This is a genomic window from Microbacterium sp. Z6_144 (assembly GCF_057197625.1).
Genome location: NZ_JBXVPT010000001.1, coordinates 944,537 through 967,723, shown reverse-complemented (window position 1 = coordinate 967,723; position 23,187 = coordinate 944,537). Strand labels below are relative to the sequence as shown.

Sequence of the window (23,187 nt, the reverse complement as noted above, 5' to 3'; positions counted from 1 at the left end):
TGCCCGCCGACCGGGCCGCTCCGGCATCCGGATCGGCCGCCGGGCCGCAGCGCGCGCGGGCGGGCCGTACTCAGTCTGAACGCCTCACCGCCGGCGAAGGGACCGGCGTGTCGGCGCCCCGCGTGCGATCGAGACTGAGTTAGTGCCAGCCGACGGGGCAGCTCCGGCGTCCGGATCGGCCGGCGGGCAGCCCCCGACCGCCGGGCGCCGGGCTGCCCCCGACCGCCGGCCCAGCCGGCGGGCGCAGCGCGCGCGAGCGGACCGTACTCAGTCTGAACGGCTCACCGCCGCCGAAGGGACCGGCGTGTCGGCGCCCCGCGTGCGATCGAGACTGAGTTAGTGCCAGCCGACCGGGCTGCGCCGGCATCCGGATCGGCCGCCGGGCCGCGCCCGACCGCCGGGCCGCCCCCGGCCGCCGGGCGCCGGGTCTCGGGGCCCTCTCGCCAGAGCTTCGACGGCCACCAGATGGCGCGCCCGATGTCGATCGCGAGCGCGGGGACGAGCAGCGATCGCACCACGAACGTGTCCAGCAGCACGCCGAAGGCGACGATGAACGCGATCTGCGCGAGGAACAGGATGGGGATGACTCCGAGCGCGGCGAAGGTGGATGCCAGCACGAGCCCGGCCGAGGTGATCACCCCGCCGGTGGAGACGAGCCCGCGCCGGATGCCCGAGCGCGTCCCGTGCTGCAGCGACTCCTCCCGCACGCGGGACATCAGGAAGATGTTGTAGTCGATGCCCAGCGCCACGAGGAAGACGAAGCCGTACAGAGGAACCGCGGGGTCAGCACCCGGGAAGCCGAACACGACGTTGAACACGACCGCGCTGACCCCCAGGGCCGTGCCGAAGGACAGGACCGTGCTGAGGACGAGGAGCACGGGGGCGAGGATCGAGCGCAGCAGCAGCATCAGGATGATGAGCACCACGACCAGGATGACGGGGATGATGACCGTCCGGTCACGGATCGAGGTGTCATTGGTGTCGACGTCGATGGCGGTCTGGCCGCCCACGAGCACCGTGCCCTCCCCGAGGTCGGCGTCGAAGTCGGCACGGAGGTCGCGGACGGTGTCTTCCGCGCCACCCGAGTCGGCCGCATCCGTCAGGGTGACCGAGAACAGCACCTCCCCATCGGACACGGTCGGAGACGGCGCCGGAGTGCCCGGCGGGCCGAAGGCGGTGACGGCCAGCTCACCGTCCTGCAGCGCGACCGGCGCCTGCCCGGTGAGCGAATCCTCGACGATCAGCGACACGCTGTCGACCCCATCGGCCTCTTCGAGGGTCGCGAGAGCATCAGCCGCGTCGTCCTCCCCGACGAGGACGTAGGCGGGGCTCCCGGACCCGGCCGGGAAGTGGTCGGCGAGTGCCGTCTGACCCTCGCGGGACTCGGAGTATCCGAGGACGAACTCGCTCGTGGGCACGCCGTCGGCCTTCAGCTGCGTGACCCCCGCGCACCCGACGAGCAGCACCAGGGTGCTGACGATCCACACCGGTCGCGCGTGACGGCTGACGAAGCGGGCGAGCCGCGCCCAGATGCCGCGGACGGGCTGGGAGAGGTCGTCGGAGACCTGGACGGCGGGCTCCTTGGGGACGAAGGGCCAGAACGCCGCGCGCCCCACCAGTGCGAGGAGCGCCGGGAGGAACGTCAGCGCCGAGAGCATGGCGAAGGCGATGCCGATGGAGGCGATCGGCCCCAGTGCCCGGTTGCTGGCGAGGTCGGACAGCAGCAGGCACAGCAGCCCCGCGATCACCGTGCCGCCCGAGGCGAGGATCGGCTCGAACGATCCGCGCCATGCGCGCACCATCGCATCCCACCGCGGTTGCCCGTCGGCGATCGCCTCGCGGAACCGGGCGACGTACAGCAGCGCGTAGTCGGTGGCGGCCCCGATGACGAGGATGAACAGGATCCCCTGCACCTGACCGTTGAGGATGAACACCCCCGCCTTGGCGAGCCACCACACCGTCAGCAGCGCCACGCACAGGGCGAAGACGGAGGTCATCAGCACCAGGACCGGCAGCAGCGGCGACCGGTACACGATCACGAGGATCACGAAGACGGCAGCCAGCGCCACGATCAAGAGCAGTCCGTCGATCCCGAGAAACCCGTTGGCGAGGTCGGCGGTGAACCCGGCCGGCCCCGTCACCCACGCCTCCAGTCCGTCCGGCAGGTCGCTCGAGACCACGTCCCGCAGCTCCGCGACGGTCTCGCGGATCTCCCCCGAGCTGTCCAGCGGCACGAAGATCTGCACCGCTTGCCCGTCGTCGCTCGGAATCGGCGGAGAGATCTCCTCCTGCACGCCCTCGACCTCGGCGAGGTCGTCGGCCAGGGCCTGCACCTCGGCGAGTTGGTCTTCGGTGAGCTCGGCGCTCCCCTCCACCACGACGACGGCGGGGATGCTGTCTTCGCCGAGGAAGTCCGCGAGGCGCTCGTTGACCTGCGTGGCATCCGCCGACTCGGGAAGGAACGACGATTGGTCGTTCGTCGCGACCTCGCTGACCTTGCCGAAGTACGGCCCGCCGATGGCGCCACCGGCGAGCCAGATGACGATGAGGACGGCGGGAAGCACGACGCGCAGCCAACGGGGCGGGCGAGGCGCGGTGCGGGGCGACGCGGACATATCGCTAGCTTATCTAGCTATATGGTCGGGCGCCATTCCGTCATCGGTCAGCCGGCGACGAAGAGGAGGACGAGCGAGAGCACCAGACACACCACGCCCACACCGAGCAGGATGGCTGCCAGGAGGGCGAGCGCGCGGACCGCGCCCGAGCGCGGGTGCGCGCGCATCCGGCTGCGGTACCCGCGCCGGGCGAAGATCTCCACCGTGCCGCCGCCGCCCAGATGGCGCCACTCCTCGGCGGTCAGCGACGCCTGGTTCACCGCGTTGTCCTCGTCGAACCAGCGCACCACGATGCCGTCGTCCTCGTGTTCGACGAACCCGCGCACGGGCACCCACGTGCCGTCCACCAGGTAGGCGACCAACGCCAGGCCGGCGCTGACTATCCCCGCGCCCAAGGTCACCCAGGTGAGGATCTCGACGACCGCCTCGATCGCGTTCGTCATGTCCCCTCCGCATCGGCCTGAGGTGGGACCACCTGTTCTGGAGCCACCTAAGGGAATCGAACCCTTGACCTATTCATTACGAGTGAATCGCTCTGCCGACTGAGCTAAGGTGGCGCGCGTCGCTCGCACGATGCACGATCATCGATCTTACCTGCTTGCCGACGGTGCCGCGAACACGGCGCCGCTCACTCGCAGACGAGGTCGGTCGTGGGTGCGACGCCCTCGAGCAGGTAGGTGTCGACGGCATCATCCACGCACCGGTTGCCCTCGGTGTAGCCGGTGTGCCCCTCCCCTACCCGCGTGACGAGAACTCCCGACGACAGCTGTTCGGCCAGCGCGACCGCCCACGCATACGGCGTCGCCGGATCTCCGGTGGTGCCGACGATGAGGATGGGGGCGGCGCCCTCGGCGCTGACCGGTTCGCGGGTGCCGGTGGGCTCGGCCGGCCAGAACTCGCACACGTCGGCGCCGAACCAGTAGTCCGCGGTCGTCGGCGCCTCGGCGCGGATGCGGTCTTCCGCCGCCTGCTCGGACTCCTCGGACTCCACGGGGTAGTCCATGCAGTTGTACGCGGTGAACGCCTCGGTCGAATTGTCGGGATAGCCACCCTCGGCCCGGCCGTTGTAGGCATCCGCGGCGGTGAAGATCGCGGTGGGGTCGCCGTCTTCGAGCTCTGTGAGACCCAGCCGCAGCCACGACCAGGTGCCCGGGACGTACAGCGACTGGATGATCGCGGTCAGGAGCGCGTCGGCCCCCAGCACCCGGCCGTCGGCGCCCGGAACGGGGGTGCGGTCCACGCGGGCCAGCAGCGTGCCGAGGTCGGCGAGCATGTCGTCCACGGTGCCCGCGTAGGGGCAGTCGTCGTAGCGGGCGCAGTCGGCGAAGAACGCGCGCAGGCTGGCTTCGAAACCGATGGCCTGCTCCGCGCCGATGGCCGACCCGGGCAGCGACGGATCCAGCGCACCGTCGAGCACCATGCGTCCCACGCGCTCGGGGAACAGCTCCGCGTACTGCGCGCCGAGCGCGGTCCCCCATGAGTAGCCGAGGTAGTGCAGTTCCCGATCGCCCAGGACGGCCCGCAGCAGGTCGAGATCGCGGGCGGTGTCGCGTGTGGAGATGTACGGCAGGATGCCGTCGCTGTTCTCGATGCAGGCGTCGGCGAAGGTCTCGGCCTTCTCGGCGAGGTTCTCCTCCCACTCCGGAGTACCGCGCGCTCCGTCGACGATGCCGTACAGGAACTCGTCCATCCCCGCGTCGTCGAGACACGTGACAGGATTCGACCGCGCAACGCCCCGCGGGTCGAAGCCGACGATGTCGTACGCGGCGGCGACGTCGGGCGAGACAAGGGAGGATGCCGCATCCCGCACGTAGTCGTAGCCACTGACCCCCGGGCCGCCGGGGTTGGTCAGGAGAGAGCCCAGCGGCTCCCCGCCGGTGGCACGCTGGCGGATGACGGCGAGTTCCAGATCGCCCGCGGACGGGTCGTCCCAGTCTCGCGGCGCCCGCACGGTCGTGCAGTCGAAACGGCCGTCCTCACACCGGTTCCAGTCGAGGTCCTGCCCGTAGTACGGCAGGAGTTCGGCGGACACCCCGCTGGTGTCGGGAGAGCGCGTGGGGATCGGCGCGGGCGGTGCGAGGAAGCAGGCCGACAGCACCGCGGCCATGGCCAGCGCCATCCCCATCGCGACGGCGCGTCGCAGGCGCGTCACGGGGTCGTCCCGGTGGCCACGGTGATGAGCATGCTCTCCAGCGCGAGGAGCGGGGCGACGTTCTGCTCGAGATTGCGGCGGGTCTCGGCGATGCGGTCGAGCACCACCAGCGTGCGCTCGGGGGTCCAGTCCGCCGCGATCGCGCGCAACTCGCTCTCGTACTCGCGGTTGATGAGGTCGCCATCGCGACCGAACTGCAGCACGACGACGTCCCGGTACATCGATTGCAGGTCGGTCAGCACCCGGTCGATGCCGTCGCGAAGGCTCCGGGTGGCCCGCCGCTTCTGGTCGTCCTCGAGCGCGGTGAGCTGGCTGCGCACGGCCGGCGGCACGGCCGCACCCTCCGCGACGCCCAGGGTGCGGAGGAGCCCCGCGCGTTCCTCCTCGTCGCGCTGAGCGGTGATCGCCTTCGCGTCATCGGTGGCAACCCGCACCACATGACCGGCGACCTCCACGGCGTCACCGACCCCCCGCACCCGCAGTACTGCTTCGAGCGTCTCGGCCCGGCGCGCCCGGGCATCGGCGTCCGTGGCCAGCCGCTGGGCCATCCCGATGTGGCGCTGGGCGTGACGGGCGGACTGCTCGGCGACCTCGAGGGAGACCCCCGTCCGCTGGGCGATCAGGGCCGCGACATCGGCGACCTCGGGTTCGCGCAGGCGGAGCACGCGCACCCGCGAGCGGATGGTGGGGAGAAGGTCGGCGTCGCTGGGAGCGCACAGCACCCACACGGTGTGCTCGGGCGGTTCCTCCAGCGCCTTGAGGAGCACATTGGACGTGCGCTCGGTCATGCGGTCGGCATCCTCGACGACGATCACCCGGTAGCGCCCGAGGGAGGGCGCGAAGTAGGCACGCTCGACCAGGCGGCGCGCCTCGTCGATGCGGATGACGACCTGTTCGGTGCGCAGCGCCGTGAGATCGGGGTGGGTGCCCGCGAGCACCTGCCGCACGGCGGCGTCATCGCCCGGCTCGGCGATGAGAGCAGCCGCGAAGGCCCGCGCCAGGGTCGAGCGCCCCGACCCCGGGGGGCCGACCAGGAGCCACGCGTGAGCGAGGAGCGCGGGGTCTTCCGTGGCCGCCCGCAGCGACCGGACGGCTTCGTCCTGACCCCACACGGCATCCCACGGAACGGCATCGGTGGGAGCGGTGGGCATGCGCTCCAGCCTAGCTCCGGCCACCGACGCCGCCGGTGTGCGGTCAGCGTGGAAGGGGCCACCCGGTCGCGGAGCGCCTCCGGATACGGTCAGCGCAGCAGGGGTGCCACGCGGTCGCGGATCGCGGCGGCGATCGACCCCGCCGGCTGCGCGGCATCCAGGACGACGAAGCGTTCCGGCTCGGCGGCGGCCAGCGCGAGGAAGGCGTCGCGGACGCGGGTGTGGAAGTCGTCGCGCTCGGCCTCCAGCCGGTCGAACGGCTTGTCCTCGGCATCCAGACGCGCGCGGGCGGTCACCGGGTCCAGGTCGAGCAGGATCGTCAGGTCGGGCAGCAGCCCGCCCGCCGCCCACAGGGAGAGGTTCCGCACCTCGTCCCCGTCGAGCACCCGGCCGGCGCCCTGATACGCCACCGAGGAGTCGAGATACCGGTCCTGCAGCACGATGTCTCCACGATCCAGTGCCGGCCGAACCACCGTGGCCACGTGGTGCGCACGGTCGGCGGCGTAGAGCAGCGCCTCCGCCCGGGGCGCCACGTCGCCGCGATGGTGCAGCACGATGTCGCGGATGAGGACGCCCACGTCGGTGCCGCCCGGCTCGCGCGTGCGCACCACGGTGCGTCCCTGCTCGCCGAGCCACTGCTCGAGGAGGCGTGCCTGGGTGGTCTTGCCGACCCCGTCTCCTCCCTCGAGGGTGAGGAAGAGGCCGGATGCAGCGGGCTGGATCACGACTTCTTGGCCGGTGCCTTCCGGGTGGTGCTCGCCTTGCGCGTGGTCTTCTTGGGGGCCGGGCCCTTGGCACGCTTGTCGGCGATCAGCTCGACGGCGCGTTCGAACGTGATGTCCATCGCGTTCTCCCCGCGCGGGATCGTCGCGTTGGTCTCGCCGTCTGTCACGTACGCGCCGAACCGGCCGTCGCGGAGGCGGATCGGCTTGCCGCTGACGGGGTCGTTGTCGAACTCCTTCAGCGCACTGGACGCTCGCTTCGCGCCGTACTTGGGCTCGGCGTACTTGGCCAGGGCCTCCTCGAGCGTGATGTCGAAGATCTGCTGCTCGGCGTCCAGCGACCGCGAGTCGGTGCCCTTCTTCAGGTACGGACCGAAGCGCCCGTTCTGCGCCGTGATCTCCTCGCCCGATTCGGGATCGGCGCCGACGATCCGCGGGAGCGTCAGCAGCTTGAGGGCGGTGTCCAGGTCGATCGTCTCCGGTGACATCGAACGGAAGAGCGAAGCGGTACGGGGCTTGGGCGCCGCATCCTTCTTCGCGGTCTTCTTCTTCGGAGCCTCGACGACCTCGCCGGTCGCCTCGTCGACGTTCTCGGGGTCTTCCGGGTCGACCTCCTGGACGTACGGCCCGTACCGGCCGTCCTTGACGACGATGAGCTTCCCGTTCTCCGGGTTCTCCCCGAGGACCCGGTCGCCGGCGACCGGGGCGTCGATGAGCTCCTGCACCTTCTGGCTGGTCAGCTCGTCAGGGGCGAGGTCTTCCGGGATGTTGACGATGCGACGGGCCTCGGGGTCGGCCGGGTCGGTCACCTCGAGGTAGGGGCCGTACTTGCCGAAGCGGAGCGTGGCGGTGTCGGTGATGCGCGTGGAGTTCAGCTCGCGCGCGTCGATCTCGCCGAGGTTCTCCACGACGTTGCGCAGCCCCACCTGCTCGGTCGAGCCGAAGTAGAACGACCGGAGCCACTCCGAGCGGTTCTGCTCCCCGCGGGCGATCGCGTCGAGGTCATCCTCCAGCGCCGCGGTGAAGTCGTAGTCGACCAGGTCGGCGAAGTGCTCCTCCAGCAGGCGGACCACGCTGAAGGCGAGCCAGCTCGGCACGAGGGCCTGCCCGCGCTTGGTCACGTAGCCGCGGTCGAGGATCACGTCGATGATGCTGGCGAAGGTGGACGGGCGACCGATGCCCTTCTCCTCGAGTGCCTTGACGAGGCTCGCCTCGGTGTAGCGCGGCTTGGGCGAGGTCGCGTGCCCCTTCGGCTCGACGTCGCGCATCTGCAGCGCGTCGCCGACGGCGAGAGCGGGCAGGGACTGGTCGTCGGCCTTGTCGGCGTCGCTGCGCTTCTCGTCGCGGCCCTCCTCGTACGCCTCCAGGAATCCCTTGAAGGTGTACACGGTGCCCGACGCCGTGAACTCGGCGACACGCGCCCCCGCCTGCACGCTGAGGGTCACGGTGGTCGTCTCGTACTTCGCGTCGGACATCTGGCTGGCGACCGTGCGCTTCCACACCAGGTCGTACATCCGCTGCTCGTCGCGGTCGAGGCCACCCGATACCGAGGACGGCGTGCGGAAGACCTCGCCCGACGGGCGGATGGCTTCGTGCGCCTCCTGGGCGTTCTTGGAGTTGTTGCGGTACGTGCGCGGGTTCGGCGGCACGGCGCGGTCACCGTAGAGGGAGACGGCCTGCTCGCGGGCCGCCTTCACCGCCTGCCCCGACAGCGCGGTGGAGTCGGTGCGCATATAGGTGATGTAGCCCTTCTCGTAGAGCCGCTGCGCAACGCTCATCGCGTGCTTGGCGCTCATCGAGAGCTTGCGACCGGCCTCCTGCTGAAGCGTGGAGGTGGTGAAGGGGGGCTTGGGGCTGCGTGTGCCGGGTTTGGCCTCCACGCGGGTGACGGATGCTTCGCCGGAGGCCGCGATCGCCTCGGCGAGTTCGCGCGCCGCAGCCTCGTCGAGGGCCACGACGGCCTTCTTCAGCGCGCCGCGGTCGTCGAAGTCGGTACCGCGGGCCAGCGGCGCACCGTCCACGCGCGCCAGGCGCGTCGTGAAGGAGGCGGCGTCTTTGACGGCGGACGCCTCGACATCCCAGTAGGACGCCGTGACGAAGGCCATGCGCTCGCGCTCGCGGTCGACCACCAGACGGGTCGCTGCCGACTGCACGCGGCCGGCGCTGAGCGCGGTGCCCTCTCGGCCCGACCCGACCTTGCGCCACAGCACCGGCGAGACGTCCCAGCCGTACAGGCGGTCCAGCACGCGCCGCGTCTCCTGCGCGTCGACGAGCGACGTGTCCAGTTCCCGCGTGTGCTCGACGGCGTCGCGGATGGCGTCCTGGGTGATCTCGTGGAACACCATGCGCTTGACCGGAACCTTGGGCTTGAGAACCTCCAGCAGGTGCCACGCGATGGCCTCGCCCTCGCGGTCACCATCTGTGGCCAGCAGGACCTCGTCGGCGTGCTTCAGGGCGCGCTTGAGCTCGGCGACGGTCTTGCTCTTGCGATCGTTGACGACGTAGTACGGGTCGAAGTCGTTGTCGACGTCGATGGAGTACTTCCCGTAGGACTCTTTCTTGTCCGCGGGAATGTCCTTCTTGCTCGCCAGATCGCGAATGTGCCCGACCGAACTGAGCACCTCATAGTCGTCTCCGAGGTAACCCTGGATCGACCTCATCTTCGTCGGTGACTCGACGATGACGAGTTTTTTGCCCTGTGCCACTGCGGTCCTTTCTCCGATGCACACCATACACACGACTTCCTGGGTGCGGATCGGCATAGCTCGCCACAGCGGCTATCTCACGGCGGCGGACCGGCCCGTGCGGACGCCGTCGCCGGCAATACCCCGAACGGCGCGGAGACGGTGACCGTGGCCACCAGGCCGTCGAGATCGCACGCCGTCACCCGGGCGCCGGCGGCGGCTCCGACCTCGGCGGCGCGCTCGCACGGCACACCGGGAACGGCCCCGCTGGCGGCATCCGCGGCGGCGAGGGCCGCAGCATCCGCGGCCGAGGCGACCCGCTGCGCGTGCACGGACGCCGCGGCCGCGGCGCACAGGGCCAGGGTGAGCGTGGCGGCGGCGCCCACGATGCCGACGGAGGCGGCGACCCCGGCCATCACAGACCTCCCGCGAGCGCGCACGAGGTGGCCGCGGCGGGCGGGAGCCCGGGGAGCGGGGAGGGGGCATGCGCCGTGACGCACACGAGATCGCCGCGCGGCTCGATCGACACCGTTCCCCCGGCTGCTGCGACCACGGCCGCCGCGCGGTCGGGGCTCTCCCCGCGCGCGACCAGGCGCGCCGCATCCGCGGAGGCGTCCTGCAGGCGCACCTGTCGCGCGCCGGCGCCGAGCGCCCCGACGCCGAAGAGGACGACGAGGATGACGGCGGGAAGGGCCACGGCGAACTCGGCCGTGACCGACCCCCGCTCGCCCAGGAGCGAGCGGGGTCGGCGAGGAGTCATTCGACCGTCAGCGCACGGCGGATGAGGTCGGTGAGGATGCCGCGCACCTCGTCCGACCTCATGATCACCACCAGCAACCCGGCGAAGGCCACGGCGGCCATCGTCGCGATGGCGTACTCCGCCGTGGCGGCGCCGGAGTCGTCGGCGAACAGCTCTCGCGCCCGCCGGCGGGTGAGAGCGGGAAGAGATGCCGCGGATCCGGGCGGAGCCGGGGGCGGCAGCAGGGGCAGGGACATGTGATCCTCCTGGAATCGGGGTTCGGTGGGCACGTCGGTGGTCACAGCGTCAGCACGCCGGAGGAGAGGATGCTCAGCATCATCGGGGCGACGCCGAGGAACAGGAAGGACGGCAGGGTGCACACGCCCAGCGGCACCAGCAGGCGGGAACTCAGCCGCGCCGCCCGCAACCGCCCGTCGGTGCGGGCGCGATGGCGCGCGAGCCACGCGGACGAGCGCAGCAATTCGACCGCCGGAACCCCTGCCGCGCGGGAAAGCGCCACCACGTCGTCGACATCACCGTCGTCGGCGCCGGAGAGGCCGTCGACACCGGAGAGGGCACCGCGGACGAGCTGTCTCGCCCGCTCGACCGACGCTCCGCCCGACAGCGCGATCGCGGTGAGCTCCGCCGTCATCCCCGGTATCCCCGGCGGGGGCGCCGCCCGGCGCACCAGGGCGGCGTTCCATCGCCGCGCGGCGATCAGCAGCAGGAGGCCGGCGGTCAGGCACGCCAGCCCGAACGGCGTGGTCGTCAGCACCACGGCGGTGTCGAACCCGAGGGCGATACCCAGAGCGACGGCAACGAGCGGGAGCCAGCCGAGGAGCTTCGCCGTGGACGCCGGCTCGGCGAGCGCGACGCGCACCTCATCGGCCGTCCGCTGACCGTCCCGCAGAGCCGCGGCGACATCGCGGAGACTGTCCGACAGCGGTGCTCCCACGGTGGTGGCCACCGACCAGGCGGCGGCCACCTCCCGCCACGCTCCCCCCTCGGCGGCGAGCGCGTCGGTGACGTCCTCGCCGCGCGCCGCCGCAGCGCGCACTCGGCCGGCGAGGGCGTCGCCGCCGTCATCGAGCACGGTCCACGCGCGCGCCGGTGCGATACCCGAGCGCAACAGGACCGCCAGGCGGAGGACGGTGTCGGCTGTCGCCGCCGCATCCGGGGACGCATCGCGGCGTCGCCTGATCAGACCCACGGCGTCCCCACGATCTGCAGCCGGCCCGCCTCGATGCTCGGGCTGCCCGTTCCCGCGATCCGCCGACGGCCGTCGGCGCCGCGAACCAGATGGAGGACGCACCCGATGGCGCTGACGACCTGCCGCGCGAGCGCCGTGTCGTCCAGGCCCGCCAGCGCACCGAGTGCCTCCAGCCGCGCGGCGACGTCCGCCAGGCCGCTCGCGTGCAGCGTTCCGGCGCCACCGTCGTGGCCGGTGTTCAACGCCGAGAGGAGCTCGCGCACCTCTACACCGCGGCATTCGCCGACGACGAGACGGTCGGGCCGCATCCGCAGGGCTTCGCGCACCAGCCGTGCCAGGTCGATCCCGCCGGCGCCCTCGAGGTTCGGCTGCCGCGCCTCCAGGGCGACGTGGTGCGGATGGTGCAGCCGCAGTTCGGCGACGTCCTCGATCGTGACGATGCGATCGGTGGCCGGCGCCCGGGACAGGAGGGCGGAGAGGAGGGTGGTCTTGCCCGACCCGGCCGCCCCGGTGATGAGCAGGTTGACGCGGTCGCGGACGAGCTGGTCGAGGCGTCGCGCACCCGTGTCGTCGGTGAGCCCGCGGGCGACCAGCTCGTCGAGGTCGGGCGCTATGACGCGGGGAACCCGGATGGAGATGGTCGTGCCGGCCGAGGAGATCGGCGGCAGGACCGCGTGGACGCGCACACCCCCTTCCAGACGCACGTCGACGCAGGGCGTCGCGTCGTCGATGTGACGCCCTCCCGCCCCGATGAGGGCGACGGCGAGGTCGCGGACGTCGTTCTCGGCGGCCCGCCACTCCCTCACAGGGTGCGGCCCGTCGCCGCGGTCGACGAAGAGACCGTCTGAACCGTTGACGAAGAGGTCGGTGACGTCGGGGTCCGCCAGGAACCGCGCGAAGGGCTCCAGCGCGGCAGCCCGCGCTCCGGGCGCGGCATCCCGCGCTCCGGGCGAGGCAGGCGGCGCCGCGGGAGAGGAGGATGCCGACCGCTCTCGCCGGGGGGTGACGACGAAGGGAGGGGGCATGCGGCGACGCTACGGGCCCCGGGCATCGGCGAGCCGGAGAGCAGCACGGTCGGTGGACAGCGCTCCTCCATCCGCGCCTGGGGAGAAGGGCTGCACAGCGAACCGGATCGGCCGCTCGGAGCCGGGAATCGCGCCGGGCGGCCCGCTGTTGCGTCATCCAGCGAAGCAGCGGCCGGCCATCGGAGCGTGCTGCGCGTTCGGCAACGTCGGAAGGTCACAAATGCGCGTCTCCCTGCTGGACCGGTCGCGCACGCGCGCCGGAGAATCCGACGCGGAGGCCGTCGCCACGACCGTGGAGCGCGCGGTGCGGGCCGACGCCCTCGGCTTCGACCGGTTCTGGACCGCCGAGCACCACGGCGTCCCTGGGATCGCCAGCGCCGCCCCGGCCGTGCTGCTCGCGGCGATCGGCTCACGCACGCGACACATCCGCCTGGGCACCGGCGGGATCATGGTCCCCAACCACAGTCCCCTCGTGATCGCCGAACAGGCGCTCCTCCTCGAGGCGCTGTACCCCGGCCGCATCGACGTGGGGCTGGGAGGTTCCCTCGGCTTCACCTCCCCGATCCGGAAAGCGCTCGGTCGGAACACCGTGAGCCCGGACGAATACGCCTCCGAGGTCGAGCAGGTGCGCCGATTCGTCAAGGGTGAGGCGGAGATCACGGTCAGGCCTCGGGTCGATGCTCCCCCGCTGTTCCTGCTCGCCATCAAGGATGGGCTGTCGCTCGCCGCGGAGTTGGGGCTTCCCGCGGTCATCGCGGGGCCGGCCCTGCGAGACGACGCCGCGATCGAGGCGTACTTCGACACGTTCCGTCCGAGTCCCGGTGTGCCCGACCCCTACCTCATGGTGAGCGTCGATGTCGTCGTCGCCGAGACGCCGGAGCGCGCCCGCGACCTCCGGCTCCCCGAGGCGTGGGCTTCCACCAACGCGCGCGAGATCGGCGAATTCCGCGCCCTGGAGCCCGTGGCGGACGTGCGGCGGATGCTCGACTCCAGCACGCCGAAGAAGGTCGGGGCGGTGATGGCCGCGGCGGATGCTGCCATCGCCGGCACCCCGGAGCAGGTGGCGCAGACGCTCGCCGAGCTCATGGCGCGCACCGGGGCGGCCGAGCTGCTCGCGAGCGTCAGCACCTACGACCGCGACGACGTCCGCACGACCGACGAGTTCCTGGCCTCCCTGCAGAGCTGACGCGTTCCCCCGTGGCGCACGTTCCCGGCACTGGGGCGTGAAAAAAAAGAAGGCGGCATCCCATATGGGGGGGACGGGATGCCGCCACGCGACGAGCGATGTTGGGGGACACGCTCATCACGTCTGCCGAACGATGTTCGGGCCGCATCCACCTTACGCACATCGCCGAGGGGAGCAAATCGGCGGCCTCGACGCACGTGCCCCAACTATCGGAGGTAGTCGGGCTCTCACCACGCCAACTAGATTGACCGTGTCGCCACGGCGCATTCCCCCGCGCCGCGCGACATTCCCGCAAAGGAGCGCGCATGAGCAGTCAGATCGACCATCTTCTCTCCGAGACTCGGCGCTTCGCCCCACCGGCGCAGTTCGCTGCGGAGGCCGTGGGCACCGCTGACCTGTACGAGCGCGCCGCCGCCGACCCCGAGGGCTTCTGGGCCGACCAGGCACGCGAACTGCTGCACTGGCACACACCGTTCACGCAGGGGCTGGACTGGTCGAACCCGCCGTTCGCCACCTGGTTCGCCGACGGCGAGTTGAACGTCGCCTACAACTGCCTCGACCGGCACGTGGAGGCCGGCAACGGCGACCGCGTCGCTCTGCTGTGGGAAGGCGAGCCCGGCGACGAGCGCCGCGTCACCTACGCCGAACTCACCGAGGAGGTCAAGCGCGTCGCGAACGTGTTGGCGGGGCTCGGCGTGGGCGCGGGCGACCGCGTCGCGATCTACCTGCCGATGATCCCGGAGGCGGTCGCGGCGATGCTCGCGGTCGCTCGCATCGGGGCCATCCACTCGGTCGTGTTCGGCGGATTCTCGGCCGACAGCCTGCGCGCCCGCATCGACGACGCCGGCGCGAAGGTCGTCATCACCGCCGACGGCGGCTACCGCAAGGGAAAGGTCTCCGCGCTCAAGCCCGCCGTCGACATGGCCCTCGCCGACCGCAACGGCAGCGGCCCGCAGGAGACCGTCGAGCACGTCCTCGTCGTCCGCCGCGGCGGGAACGACGTCGAGTGGAACGCCGACCGCGACCTGTGGTGGCACGAGGTCGTGCCGGCAGCATCCGCCGACCACGAGGCCCAGCCGTTCCCCGCCGAGAACCCGCTGTTCATCCTCTACACCTCGGGCACGACCGGCAAGCCCAAGGGCATCCTGCACACCTCGGGCGGTTACCTCACTCAGTCCGCGTTCACGAACCGGGTCGTGCACGACATCCACCCCGAGTCGGACGTGTACTGGTGCACCGCCGACATCGGCTGGATCACGGGGCACTCCTACGTGACGTACGGGCCGCTCGCCAACGGCGCCACGCAGGTGCTGTACGAGGGCACACCGGACACGCCGCATCCGGGCCGGTGGTGGGAGATCATCCAGAAATACGGGGTGACGGTGTTCTACACCGCGCCGACGGCCATCCGCTCGTTCATGAAGATCGGCCGAGAGGTGCCGCAGCGCTTCGATCTGTCATCGCTGCGCCTCCTCGGGTCGGTCGGCGAGCCGATCAACCCGGAGGCCTGGGTCTGGTACCGCAGCATCATCGGGGGCGAATCCACGCCGGTCGTCGATACCTGGTGGCAGACGGAGACCGGCGCGATCATGATCTCCGCCCTTCCCGGCATCACCGAGACCAAGCCCGGTTCGGCGCAGGTTCCGCTTCCCGGTATCGCGGTGGACGTGGTCGACGACGCAGGCGAGCACGTCGGCAACGGCAACGGCGGGCTGCTCGTGATCACCAAGCCGTGGCCGAGCATGCTCCGCGGCATCTGGGGCGACCCCGAGCGCTACAAGGAGACCTACTGGGACAAGTTCGCCGACAAGGGGTACTACTTCGCCGGCGACGGCGCGCGCCTGGACGATGACGGCGACGTCTGGCTGCTCGGACGCGTCGACGACGTGATGAACGTCTCCGGCCACCGGCTCTCCACCGCCGAGATCGAATCGTCGCTGGTGGCTCACGAGTCCACCGCCGAAGCGGCAGTGGTGGGTGCATCCGATGAGACCACCGGTCAGGCCGTCGTGGCGTTCGTCATCATCAAGGAGAGCTTCCTCAAGCAGCACTCCCCCGAGGGCCTGGCCGTGACGCTGCGCAGCTGGGTCGCGGAACAGATCGGGCCCATCGCCCGTCCGCGCGACATCTACATCGTCGGCGAGCTGCCCAAGACGCGCTCGGGGAAGATCATGCGCCGGCTGCTGCGCGACGTGGCCGAGGGCCGCGAGGTCGGCGACACGACGACCCTCGCCGACACGGCTGTGATGAGCGTCATCAGCAAGCAGGTCAAGTAGAGCGCCGGTTCGGTTCGGTTCGGTTCGGTTCCGGGCCGGCGGGTCGGCCTGGGGTGGGCCTGGGCCGACGGTGGGCCTGGGTCGGTTGGCGTGGGTCCGGCCGGTTGGCGTGGGTGGCCGGTCGCGCGTGCACAACGGCGGAGATCGACCGGGACACGCCGCATCCAGGCCCGCCACGCCCGCGTGTCGCCACCCATCTCCGCCGTTGTGCACTCGAGCGGCGGCTGGATGCAGCGGCTCTCGCGGCGCAGGCGCCAGACGGCGCGCGGCAGGCGGCAGGCGGCGCGCGCCGTCAGGCGAGCGTCCGCTGTCAGGCGAGCGTCCGCTGTCAGGCGAGGGTGAAGACGACCTCGACCTCGACCGGGCTGTCCAGCGGCAGCACCGGCACGCCGACGGCCGAGCGCGCATGGCGGCCGGACTCGCCGAAGACCTCGCCGAGCAGTTCGCTCGCGCCGTTGATGACACCGGGCTGCCCGGTGAACTCGGGGACGGATGCCACGAAGCCGGTGACCTTGAGCACCCCGGTGAGGCGATCGATCCCACCTGCCGCGTCGGCCGCGGCAGCGATCGCGTTCAGCGCGCACAGCCGCGCGTACTGATGCGCGTCGGCGGCGGGGACGAGGCCGTGCCCGTCGCCGACCTTGCCGGTGGCGGGCAGGGCGCCGGAGACCAGCGGCAGCTGCCCCGCGGTGAAGACGAGGTCGCCGTGCACCTTGGCGGGCACGTACGCACCCGCCGGTGCGGCGACGTCGGGGAGCTCGAGTCCGAGTTCGTGGAGGCGGCCGGCGATGCTCATGCGCCCTGTCCGAACTGCTCCGAAGCCTGCGCCGCAGCGCCGAGCCCGGCGTTGGCGTTCCCGCCGCCGGAGGGGCGCTTGAAGTAGCCCACGAGGCCCCCCTCGGGGCCCGTCACCACCTGCACGAGCTCCCAGCCCTGCTTGCCCCAGTTGTTGAGGATCGCAGCGGTGTTATGGATGAGCAGGGGTGCCGTGAGGTATTCCCACGTGGTCATGACAGCTCCGATCATTCAGGGGGCGGCCGCACGACAGCGCCCGGGGCGCATGCCAATCAAGGCTTCGCCCAGGAATCTGGCCTAGCATCACCCTATGCCTGATACGAAACGGACGACGTCCGGTGTGCTCGGCGGTCTCGCCGGCCTCGTCGGCCTGAGCGCCGTTGCGGGCGTCTTGGTGACCGCGACCATCACCCCGGCCATCGCCGTTTCGGGTGCCGCCGCATCCAGCGCCATCTCGATCTTCGACAACATGCCGAGCTACCTCGAGATCGACAAGGTGATGCAGCCCACGGAGCTTTTCGTCAAGAGCCCCGAGACGGGCGAGGACTACCCGCTCACGCAGTTCTACGAACAGAACCGCTCGGTCGTCGCGTTCGATCAGATCTCGCCCGTCATGTACGACGCGATCCTCTCGTCCGAAGATCCCCGGTACTACCAGCACGGCGGCATCGACCTCATCGGCACCACTCGCGCCCTCCTCAGCAACGCGCAGGGCGGCCAGACCCAGGGTGGATCCTCGATCAGCCAGCAGTACGTGAAGAACGTGCTGATCCAGCGCTGCGAGTCCAATGCCGAGCAGGAAGTGGCCGACGACGGCACCGTCACCGTCACGCTGGACGAAGCCAAGCAGGCGTGCTTCCTGGAGGCGACGCAGTCCTCGGGCATCGAGGGATACCAGCGCAAGCTGCAGGAGATGCGCTACGCCATCCAGCTCGAGAAGCAGTATGCGAAGAACGACATCCTCCTCGGATACCTGAACATCGCCAATTTCGGCGGCACGACCTACAGCGTGGATGCTGCGGCGAAGTACTACTTCAACGTGCCCGCCTCCCAACTGTCCGTCGGGCAGGCGGCGATCCTCGCCGGCATCGTGCAGAACCCCAACACGTACCGCATCGACCAGCCCGACCGCGAAGACAACGGCGCACCCAACGGAGCGGTGGACAACCCGAACATCCTGGCGGCGCTCAACACCAAGCTCGAGTCCGGCGAGATCACCCAGGAGCAGTACCTCGCCGCCGCCGACGGCTACAACGCCAGCAAGAGCCGCCAGCTCTACGTTCTCAGCCGTCTGCTGGACGACGGGAAGATCACGCAGGAGCAGTACGACCAGGCCGTTCTGGAGCCCATCTCCCCCGCCATCACTCCTGCGCCGACGGGCTGCCAGACCACGGGCGAGGCGGCGTACTTCTGCCAGTACGCCGTGTCCGTGATCCGCAATGACAAGGCCTTCGGCGAAACAGCGGCAGACCGTGAGCGCGCGCTCAAGCGCGGAGGCCTGCGGGTGTACCTCACGATGGACACGCGCGTGCAGAAGGCCTCGGAAGACGCGATCGCCCAGTACGCCCCCGAGGTCATGAAGGGCACGCGCTACGGTGCCACCTCCGTCAGTGTCGAGGCCGGCACGGGCCGTGTGCTCGCGATCGCGCAGAACACGAAATTCAGTGAAGACGCCGATGTCACCGCCAACGACCCGGCCTACACCTCCATCGTGTACGCCGGCGACCCGATCTTCGGCTCCTCCAACGGCTTCTCCGCGGGCTCCACCTTCAAGCTGTTCACCCTCATCGACTGGCTGGAGAAGGGGCACTCCGTCAACGAGTCGGTCAACGGCCGCTCCTTCCCCATCAAGCGCTTCACCAACAGCTGCGTCGGCGACACCGTGAACAACACGTGGAAGGCCAACAACTTCGGCGGCGGCGGCGGCGGGGTGGGCACTCCCATGTCGTTCACGGCCCAGTCGCTGAACTCCGGCTTCGTCGCCATGGCTGCCCAGCTGGACCTGTGCGACATCGGCAAGGTGGCCGCACGCATGGGCGTGATGGCCAACTCTGCCGTGAACGAAGAGGGTGTCGCCGTGCGCGCGAGCGCCCTGAACGACACGGCCGTGCCGATCGCCGTCAACGGCCCGGCCCAGGTCATCGGGCCGGATCCCGTGTCGCCGATGGCCATGGCCGGGGCGTTCGCGACCGTGGCCAGCGGCGGAATGTACTGCGAGCCGCAGATCATCGACCGCGTTACCGACAGCGAGGGCAATGAGCTGCCCAAGCCCGACCGTTCCTGCACGCAGGTGCTCACCCCGGAGGTGGCAGCCACGGCCGCGTACGCTCTGCAGGGCGTCATGAACAACGGCACCGGGGCCCAGGCCAACCCGCGGGACGGCGTCGCCGTCCTCGGCAAGACGGGAACGCACGAGCTCCTCCAGACGTGGATGGTCGAATCGAGCACCAAGGTCGCCACCGCGGTGTGGGCCGGAAACGCCAACGGCACCCTGAACCCGTTCCGCAACTACTACAGGGGTCGCGCCCTCTCGGATATCCGTTATCCGATCGCCCGGGCCGTGCAGTCGGTGGCCAATGACATCTATCCCGGCGAGCGTTCCTTCCCCTCCCCCGCGTCGACCCTGACCAAGCAGGTCACGCGTGATGTTCCGAACGTCGTGGGGCAGACGGTCGACCAGGCCCGTGCGACGCTGCAGGATGCGGGCTGGGAAGTGACCGTCGGCGATCCGGTGGACTCCGACCGGCCGACCGACATCGTGGCGGCCCAGAATCCCACGGGCTCCGCCCCGGGCGGCGCGCCCATCACGATCAACCCGAGCAACGGGCAGGCCACCGCCATCCCCACGGTGGCCGGGATGAACGGGGCAACAGCCGCCGAAGCCCTCCGGGCAGCCGGCTTCACGAACCTGTCGGCCAGTTGCACGGAAGATCCCAACGCGCCGGCTGCGGGCTCGGCCACCGGGACGAACCCGGGTGCCGGAACCCTGGCCTCGCGCAGTGCTGCCGTAGTCCTGGCCGTCACCGCCAGAGACTGCTAAGTGGCGGGCGGGCTGATCGCCAGGACCGCCCTCACGACCCTCGGGGCCGTGGGGGCCGTCGGTGCGGCCGCGGCCGTGTGGGGCGTCGGGATCGAGCGATACCTCTTCACCGTCCGGTACGCGGCCCTCCGCATCCTCCCCGCCGGCGCGACGCCCCTGCGGGTGCTCCACCTCTCGGACGCCCATATGGCGCCGTGGCAGCACCGCAAGCAGGAGTGGATCGTCGGCCTCGCAGATCTCCGACCCGACCTCATCGTCAACACCGGCGACAACCTCGGGCACGTCGATGGGCTCGAGGGAATCCGCACCGCCTTCGCCCCATTCGCCGGCGTCCCGGGCCTCTACGTGCACGGCTCGAACGACACGCAGGCCCCGTCACCGCGCAATCCGCTGCGGTACTTCTCGGGGCCGTCGACGCGCAAGCCCGACGTGACGCACCTCGATGTCGACGCCCTCGACCGCTACCTGAGCGACGAGCTGGGATGGACGGATGTCGACAACACCGCGTCCGCGCTGGCCATCGGAGACCTCCGCATCCGCGCCTTCGGCGTCGACGATGCCCATCGCGACTGGGACGACGTGGGGGCGACGACCGCGGCGCTCGGCGGTTTGGATGCCGCGGATCTGTCGCTCGGCGTCACGCACGCGCCCTATCGCCGCATCCTCGACGCGTTCACCGACCTCGGCGCCGATCTGCTGCTGGCCGGTCACACCCACGGCGGCCAGGTCCGGATTCCCGGGAGCCGCAGGGCGCTCGTGGCGAACTGCGACATCCCGCTCGACCAGGCACGCGGTCTCAGCGAGTGGTCGCACCATGACCGCACGGTTCCGCTGAACGTCAGCGCCGGCATCGGCCACTCTATCTACGCGCCCGTGCGGTTCGCCTGCCGCCCCGAAGTCACGCTTCTCACGCTCCTCCCCCGCTGAGCGCGGCCTCGCGCGCCACGGATTCGGCGTTCGCCCGGTGGCGCCGCCACTCCTCCTCCCCAAGGACCCGCGGCGACCGTTCCTCCACACGAAGCCGACGTCGGCCCACAGGGCGCCGGCGCACACCGCACCATCGACGGAGATCACCTGTCGAAAGGATGCGCGATGACCTCCGTGCCCACCCCCCTCCCGTGCCGCCGCCGGAGCCTGATCGGCGCGCTCGTGTGCGCCCTCCTGGTGCTCGCGGGCATCCTCTTCGCGGCACCGCCGGCGTCCGCCGCATCCCAGGGCAGCGGATTCGGCACGTGGGCGCCCCTTTCCGCAGACGGATGGCACGGGTCGATGCTGATCGACGGCGTGCACACCTACTGCATCGTGCCCGGGCTCCCCGCCCCGACCGGACCGAGCACCGACCACGGGGTTCGCGGGGATGCTGCCGGCCTTTCGCCGAAGCAGCTCGCGGGCATCAACCACCTGGTGACCACGTACGGGCAGACCACCGACCCCGTGCAGGCGGCCAGCGTCGGGTGGGCCGTGAAGGCCATCGCCGACTGGAACACCACCCTGCATTCCTGGGGGTACCCCGGCGACTCGCTGGCGGGCGCCGTGGACTGGACCTTCGCCCGGCTCGCCCCCGAGCACTCCGCCGCGATCCAGCAGAAGGCCGAGGCCTACTACGCCGAAGGGATGGGGGTGACCGTTCCCGGCACGGATGCCGTGCTCACCCTCACGACGGACGGCGCCGACCCGCGGCGGGGCACCGTGCGGCTCGAGGGCGGGGCAGGCACCACGGCGGTCGTCACCCTCCGGAACGCCGTGTTCGTCGGGTCGGGACACGCTGAGATGACCGGCGTCGCCCCGGGCAGCACGCACGAGATCCTCGCGACGCCGCCGGATGACAGCGGGTCGCCCTTCACCGTGCACGCCGCGGCCACGCTGACGGCCACGATGGCGCCGGCCGTGCGGTACTACACGACCGAGGGCCAGCAGCACACCGCGGGGCCCGGCGGCGGGATGGAGTACTCGGTGGAGGCTGTGGATGCCACGCCCCGACCGGTCGTCTTCTCCCCCGGCATCACCACCCAGGCCCTCGTTCCCGAGGCGAACGGGGGCCCCTTCGTGGACGATGTGACGATCGCGCCGGTCGAGGGAGCCTGGCCCCGCACGGCTGACGGAGCGTTCGTCTCGCTCCGCGCGACGGCCGTCGTGTACCGAACCGAGGGGGCGCCCACCGGCCCCGGGATCCCGTCGGACGCCGCGCCCATCGGTGAGCTCGAACTGGTCACCGATCCGTCCCGGGGCGGCGGGACCTACCGCGTGACCTCGGACTGGCAGCTGCCCGGCCCGGGCTACTACACCGCGGTCTGGGAGATCGCCGCTTCGGCGCAGGAGCCGGACGTCGCCCGCTTCCTGAAGCCGGAGTATCGCTGGGCCGAGGACTTCGCCGCACCCACCCAGATCGTGCACATTCCGACTCCCCCGCCGGCGCCCGCGCCCGCGCCTCAGGAAACCCCGCGGTCGCTCGCGGCCACGGGACTGTGGGATGACGCGGGCTCCCGCCTCGGCGCGGGCGGCGTCGCTGCCCTTCTCGCGGGCCTCGCCCTCCTGGCACACCTCGCTCAGCGGCGGCGTCGTCCGGCGCGGTGACGGGCCGCCCGCGGTTCGGAGCATCCGTCGGTTCGGGGTAGACTCGGGTGGTTGTTACGGGGTGTGGCGCAGCTTGGTAGCGCGCTTCGTTCGGGACGAAGAGGCCGCAGGTTCAAATCCTGTCACCCCGACCACCTAACATCTGGAGAAGGCTCCGTCGCCTGACGGGGCCTTCTTCACGTACCGGACGTCGTCGACAGGAGCACCGTGCCCGCACCCACGCCCCGCCTCGTCGCCTTCGACCTCGACGACACGCTCGCCCCGTCCAAGAGCCCGATCGACCCGCGGATCGGCGACCTGCTGATCGCCCTCGCCGAGCGCGTCGAGGTCGCCATCATCTCCGGTGGGCAGCTCGCGCAGTTCCGCACCCAGGTCGTCGAGCGTCTCCCGGCCGCGTCGGCGGAGACGCTCAGCCACGTGCACCTCATGCCCACCTGCGGAACGCAGTACTACCGTCTCGCCGATGGCGGCATCGAGACGGTCTACGCCCACTCGCTCAGCGACGACGAGAAGTCCCGTGCCCTCGCCGCCGTCGAGGAAGAAGCCCGGCGCCTGGGCCTCTGGGAGAGCGAGACGTGGGGCGACATCCTCGAAGACCGCGGCTCGCAGATCACGTTCTCGGCGCTCGGGCAGAGGGCACCGCTTGCCGCGAAGACCGCGTGGGATCCCACGGGCGCGAAGAAGAATGCGCTCCGCGAAGCCGTGGCCGCCCGCATCCCCGAGCTCGAAGTCCGCTCGGGAGGTTCCACGTCCGTGGACATCACCCACCGCGGCATCGACAAGGCCTACGGCATGACCCGACTGGCCGAGGTCACCGGCATCGCGCTCGACGACATGCTGTTCGTCGGCGACCGCCTCGACCCCGACGGCAACGACTACCCCGTGCTCACGCTCGGCGTCCCCTGCCACGCGGTCGAAGGCTGGCCCGACACCGCCACGTACCTGGACGCTCTCCTGCCGACGCTCGCCGCACGCTGACCCACGAGAAACCACGTCCCGGACGAGACATAACGCGGCG

General features: G+C 70.9%; 19 protein-coding genes and 2 tRNA genes. 7 read left to right on the top strand and 14 right to left on the bottom strand.

Going from position 1 to position 23,187, the window contains the following annotated elements:
- Positions 1-281: 281 nt before the first annotated feature.
- The 12 genes from AC2DGY_RS04720 to AC2DGY_RS04665 form a co-directional block, all read right to left on the bottom strand.
- Positions 282-2,615, bottom strand: a complete 2,334-nt coding sequence (locus AC2DGY_RS04720) for an MMPL family transporter (protein ID WP_484508546.1) — start codon at positions 2,613-2,615, stop codon at positions 282-284.
- 47 nt (positions 2,616-2,662) lie between these two features.
- Positions 2,663-3,058, bottom strand: a complete 396-nt coding sequence (locus AC2DGY_RS04715) for a hypothetical protein (RefSeq protein WP_484508545.1) — start codon at positions 3,056-3,058, stop codon at positions 2,663-2,665.
- A gap of 38 nt (positions 3,059-3,096) precedes the next feature.
- Positions 3,097-3,172 (bottom strand) — tRNA-Thr (locus AC2DGY_RS04710).
- A 71-nt stretch (positions 3,173-3,243) separates the two neighbouring features.
- Positions 3,244-4,767 (bottom strand): alpha/beta hydrolase, encoded by a 1,524-nt coding sequence (locus AC2DGY_RS04705; RefSeq protein ID WP_484508544.1) that lies wholly within the window; start codon positions 4,765-4,767, stop codon positions 3,244-3,246.
- Positions 4,764-5,918 carry a DNA polymerase III subunit delta' gene (locus AC2DGY_RS04700; RefSeq protein ID WP_484508543.1) on the bottom strand — a complete coding sequence of 385 codons (1,155 nt, stop codon included), beginning with the start codon at positions 5,916-5,918 and terminating at the stop codon, positions 4,764-4,766. Before AC2DGY_RS04700 ends, AC2DGY_RS04705 begins: the two co-directional genes overlap by 4 nt.
- A gap of 89 nt (positions 5,919-6,007) precedes the next feature.
- Complete coding sequence (gene tmk / locus AC2DGY_RS04695) at positions 6,008-6,643, bottom strand: dTMP kinase (RefSeq protein ID WP_484508542.1); 636 nt, start codon at positions 6,641-6,643, stop codon at positions 6,008-6,010.
- Positions 6,640-9,345 (bottom strand): type I DNA topoisomerase, encoded by a 2,706-nt coding sequence (gene topA / locus AC2DGY_RS04690; protein WP_484508541.1) that lies wholly within the window; start codon positions 9,343-9,345, stop codon positions 6,640-6,642. Before topA ends, tmk begins: the two co-directional genes overlap by 4 nt.
- A gap of 77 nt (positions 9,346-9,422) precedes the next feature.
- Positions 9,423-9,740 (bottom strand): helicase, encoded by a 318-nt coding sequence (locus AC2DGY_RS04685; protein ID WP_484508540.1) that lies wholly within the window; start codon positions 9,738-9,740, stop codon positions 9,423-9,425.
- Positions 9,740-10,084 (bottom strand): TadE family type IV pilus minor pilin, encoded by a 345-nt coding sequence (locus AC2DGY_RS04680; RefSeq protein WP_484508539.1) that lies wholly within the window; start codon positions 10,082-10,084, stop codon positions 9,740-9,742. Before AC2DGY_RS04680 ends, AC2DGY_RS04685 begins: the two co-directional genes overlap by 1 nt.
- Positions 10,081-10,320: a DUF4244 domain-containing protein gene (locus tag AC2DGY_RS04675; protein WP_484508538.1), complete on the bottom strand. Its 240-nt coding sequence runs from the start codon at positions 10,318-10,320 to the stop codon at positions 10,081-10,083. The genes AC2DGY_RS04680 and AC2DGY_RS04675 overlap by 4 nt, the downstream gene beginning before the upstream one ends.
- Before the next feature lie 41 nt (positions 10,321-10,361).
- Positions 10,362-11,273 carry a type II secretion system F family protein gene (locus tag AC2DGY_RS04670; protein WP_484508537.1) on the bottom strand — a complete coding sequence of 304 codons (912 nt, stop codon included), beginning with the start codon at positions 11,271-11,273 and terminating at the stop codon, positions 10,362-10,364.
- Entirely contained in the window at positions 11,264-12,298 is a 1,035-nt protein-coding gene (locus tag AC2DGY_RS04665) for a TadA family conjugal transfer-associated ATPase (protein ID WP_484508536.1), read from the bottom strand. The genes AC2DGY_RS04670 and AC2DGY_RS04665 overlap by 10 nt, the downstream gene beginning before the upstream one ends.
- A gap of 220 nt (positions 12,299-12,518) precedes the next feature.
- On the opposite strand from AC2DGY_RS04665, the gene AC2DGY_RS04660 reads away from it, so the two are divergent.
- Both AC2DGY_RS04660 and acs read left to right on the top strand, forming a co-directional pair.
- Positions 12,519-13,484: an MsnO8 family LLM class oxidoreductase gene (locus AC2DGY_RS04660; RefSeq protein ID WP_484508535.1), complete on the top strand. Its 966-nt coding sequence runs from the start codon at positions 12,519-12,521 to the stop codon at positions 13,482-13,484.
- Positions 13,485-13,789: 305 nt separating this feature from the next.
- Positions 13,790-15,760 (top strand): acetate--CoA ligase, encoded by a 1,971-nt coding sequence (acs, locus tag AC2DGY_RS04655; protein ID WP_484508534.1) that lies wholly within the window; start codon positions 13,790-13,792, stop codon positions 15,758-15,760.
- A 328-nt stretch (positions 15,761-16,088) separates the two neighbouring features.
- Here acs and AC2DGY_RS04650 read toward each other — a convergent pair whose 3' ends face one another.
- Together AC2DGY_RS04650 and sp36 are read right to left on the bottom strand one after the other, a co-directional pair.
- Entirely contained in the window at positions 16,089-16,556 is a 468-nt protein-coding gene (locus tag AC2DGY_RS04650; protein ID WP_484508533.1) for a RidA family protein, read from the bottom strand.
- Positions 16,553-16,771 (bottom strand): Sp36 family protein, encoded by a 219-nt coding sequence (gene sp36 / locus AC2DGY_RS04645; RefSeq protein WP_484508532.1) that lies wholly within the window; start codon positions 16,769-16,771, stop codon positions 16,553-16,555. The genes AC2DGY_RS04650 and sp36 overlap by 4 nt, the downstream gene beginning before the upstream one ends.
- Positions 16,772-16,865: 94 nt before the next feature.
- Here sp36 and AC2DGY_RS04640 point away from each other — a divergent pair, with 94 nt between their 5' ends.
- The 5 genes from AC2DGY_RS04640 to AC2DGY_RS04620 all read left to right on the top strand — a co-directional run bounded on the left by AC2DGY_RS04640 (position 16,866) and on the right by AC2DGY_RS04620 (position 23,147).
- Positions 16,866-19,595: a transglycosylase domain-containing protein gene (locus tag AC2DGY_RS04640; protein ID WP_484508531.1), complete on the top strand. Its 2,730-nt coding sequence runs from the start codon at positions 16,866-16,868 to the stop codon at positions 19,593-19,595.
- Positions 19,596-20,522, top strand: a complete 927-nt coding sequence (locus tag AC2DGY_RS04635; protein ID WP_484508530.1) for a metallophosphoesterase — start codon at positions 19,596-19,598, stop codon at positions 20,520-20,522.
- Between the two features lie 165 nt (positions 20,523-20,687).
- Entirely contained in the window at positions 20,688-22,169 is a 1,482-nt protein-coding gene (locus tag AC2DGY_RS04630) for a hypothetical protein (protein WP_484508529.1), read from the top strand.
- 57 nt (positions 22,170-22,226) lie between these two features.
- Positions 22,227-22,303 (top strand) — tRNA-Pro (locus AC2DGY_RS04625).
- Between the two features lie 73 nt (positions 22,304-22,376).
- Positions 22,377-23,147, top strand: a complete 771-nt coding sequence (locus tag AC2DGY_RS04620; RefSeq protein ID WP_484508528.1) for an HAD-IIB family hydrolase — start codon at positions 22,377-22,379, stop codon at positions 23,145-23,147.
- Positions 23,148-23,187 lie beyond the last annotated feature (40 nt).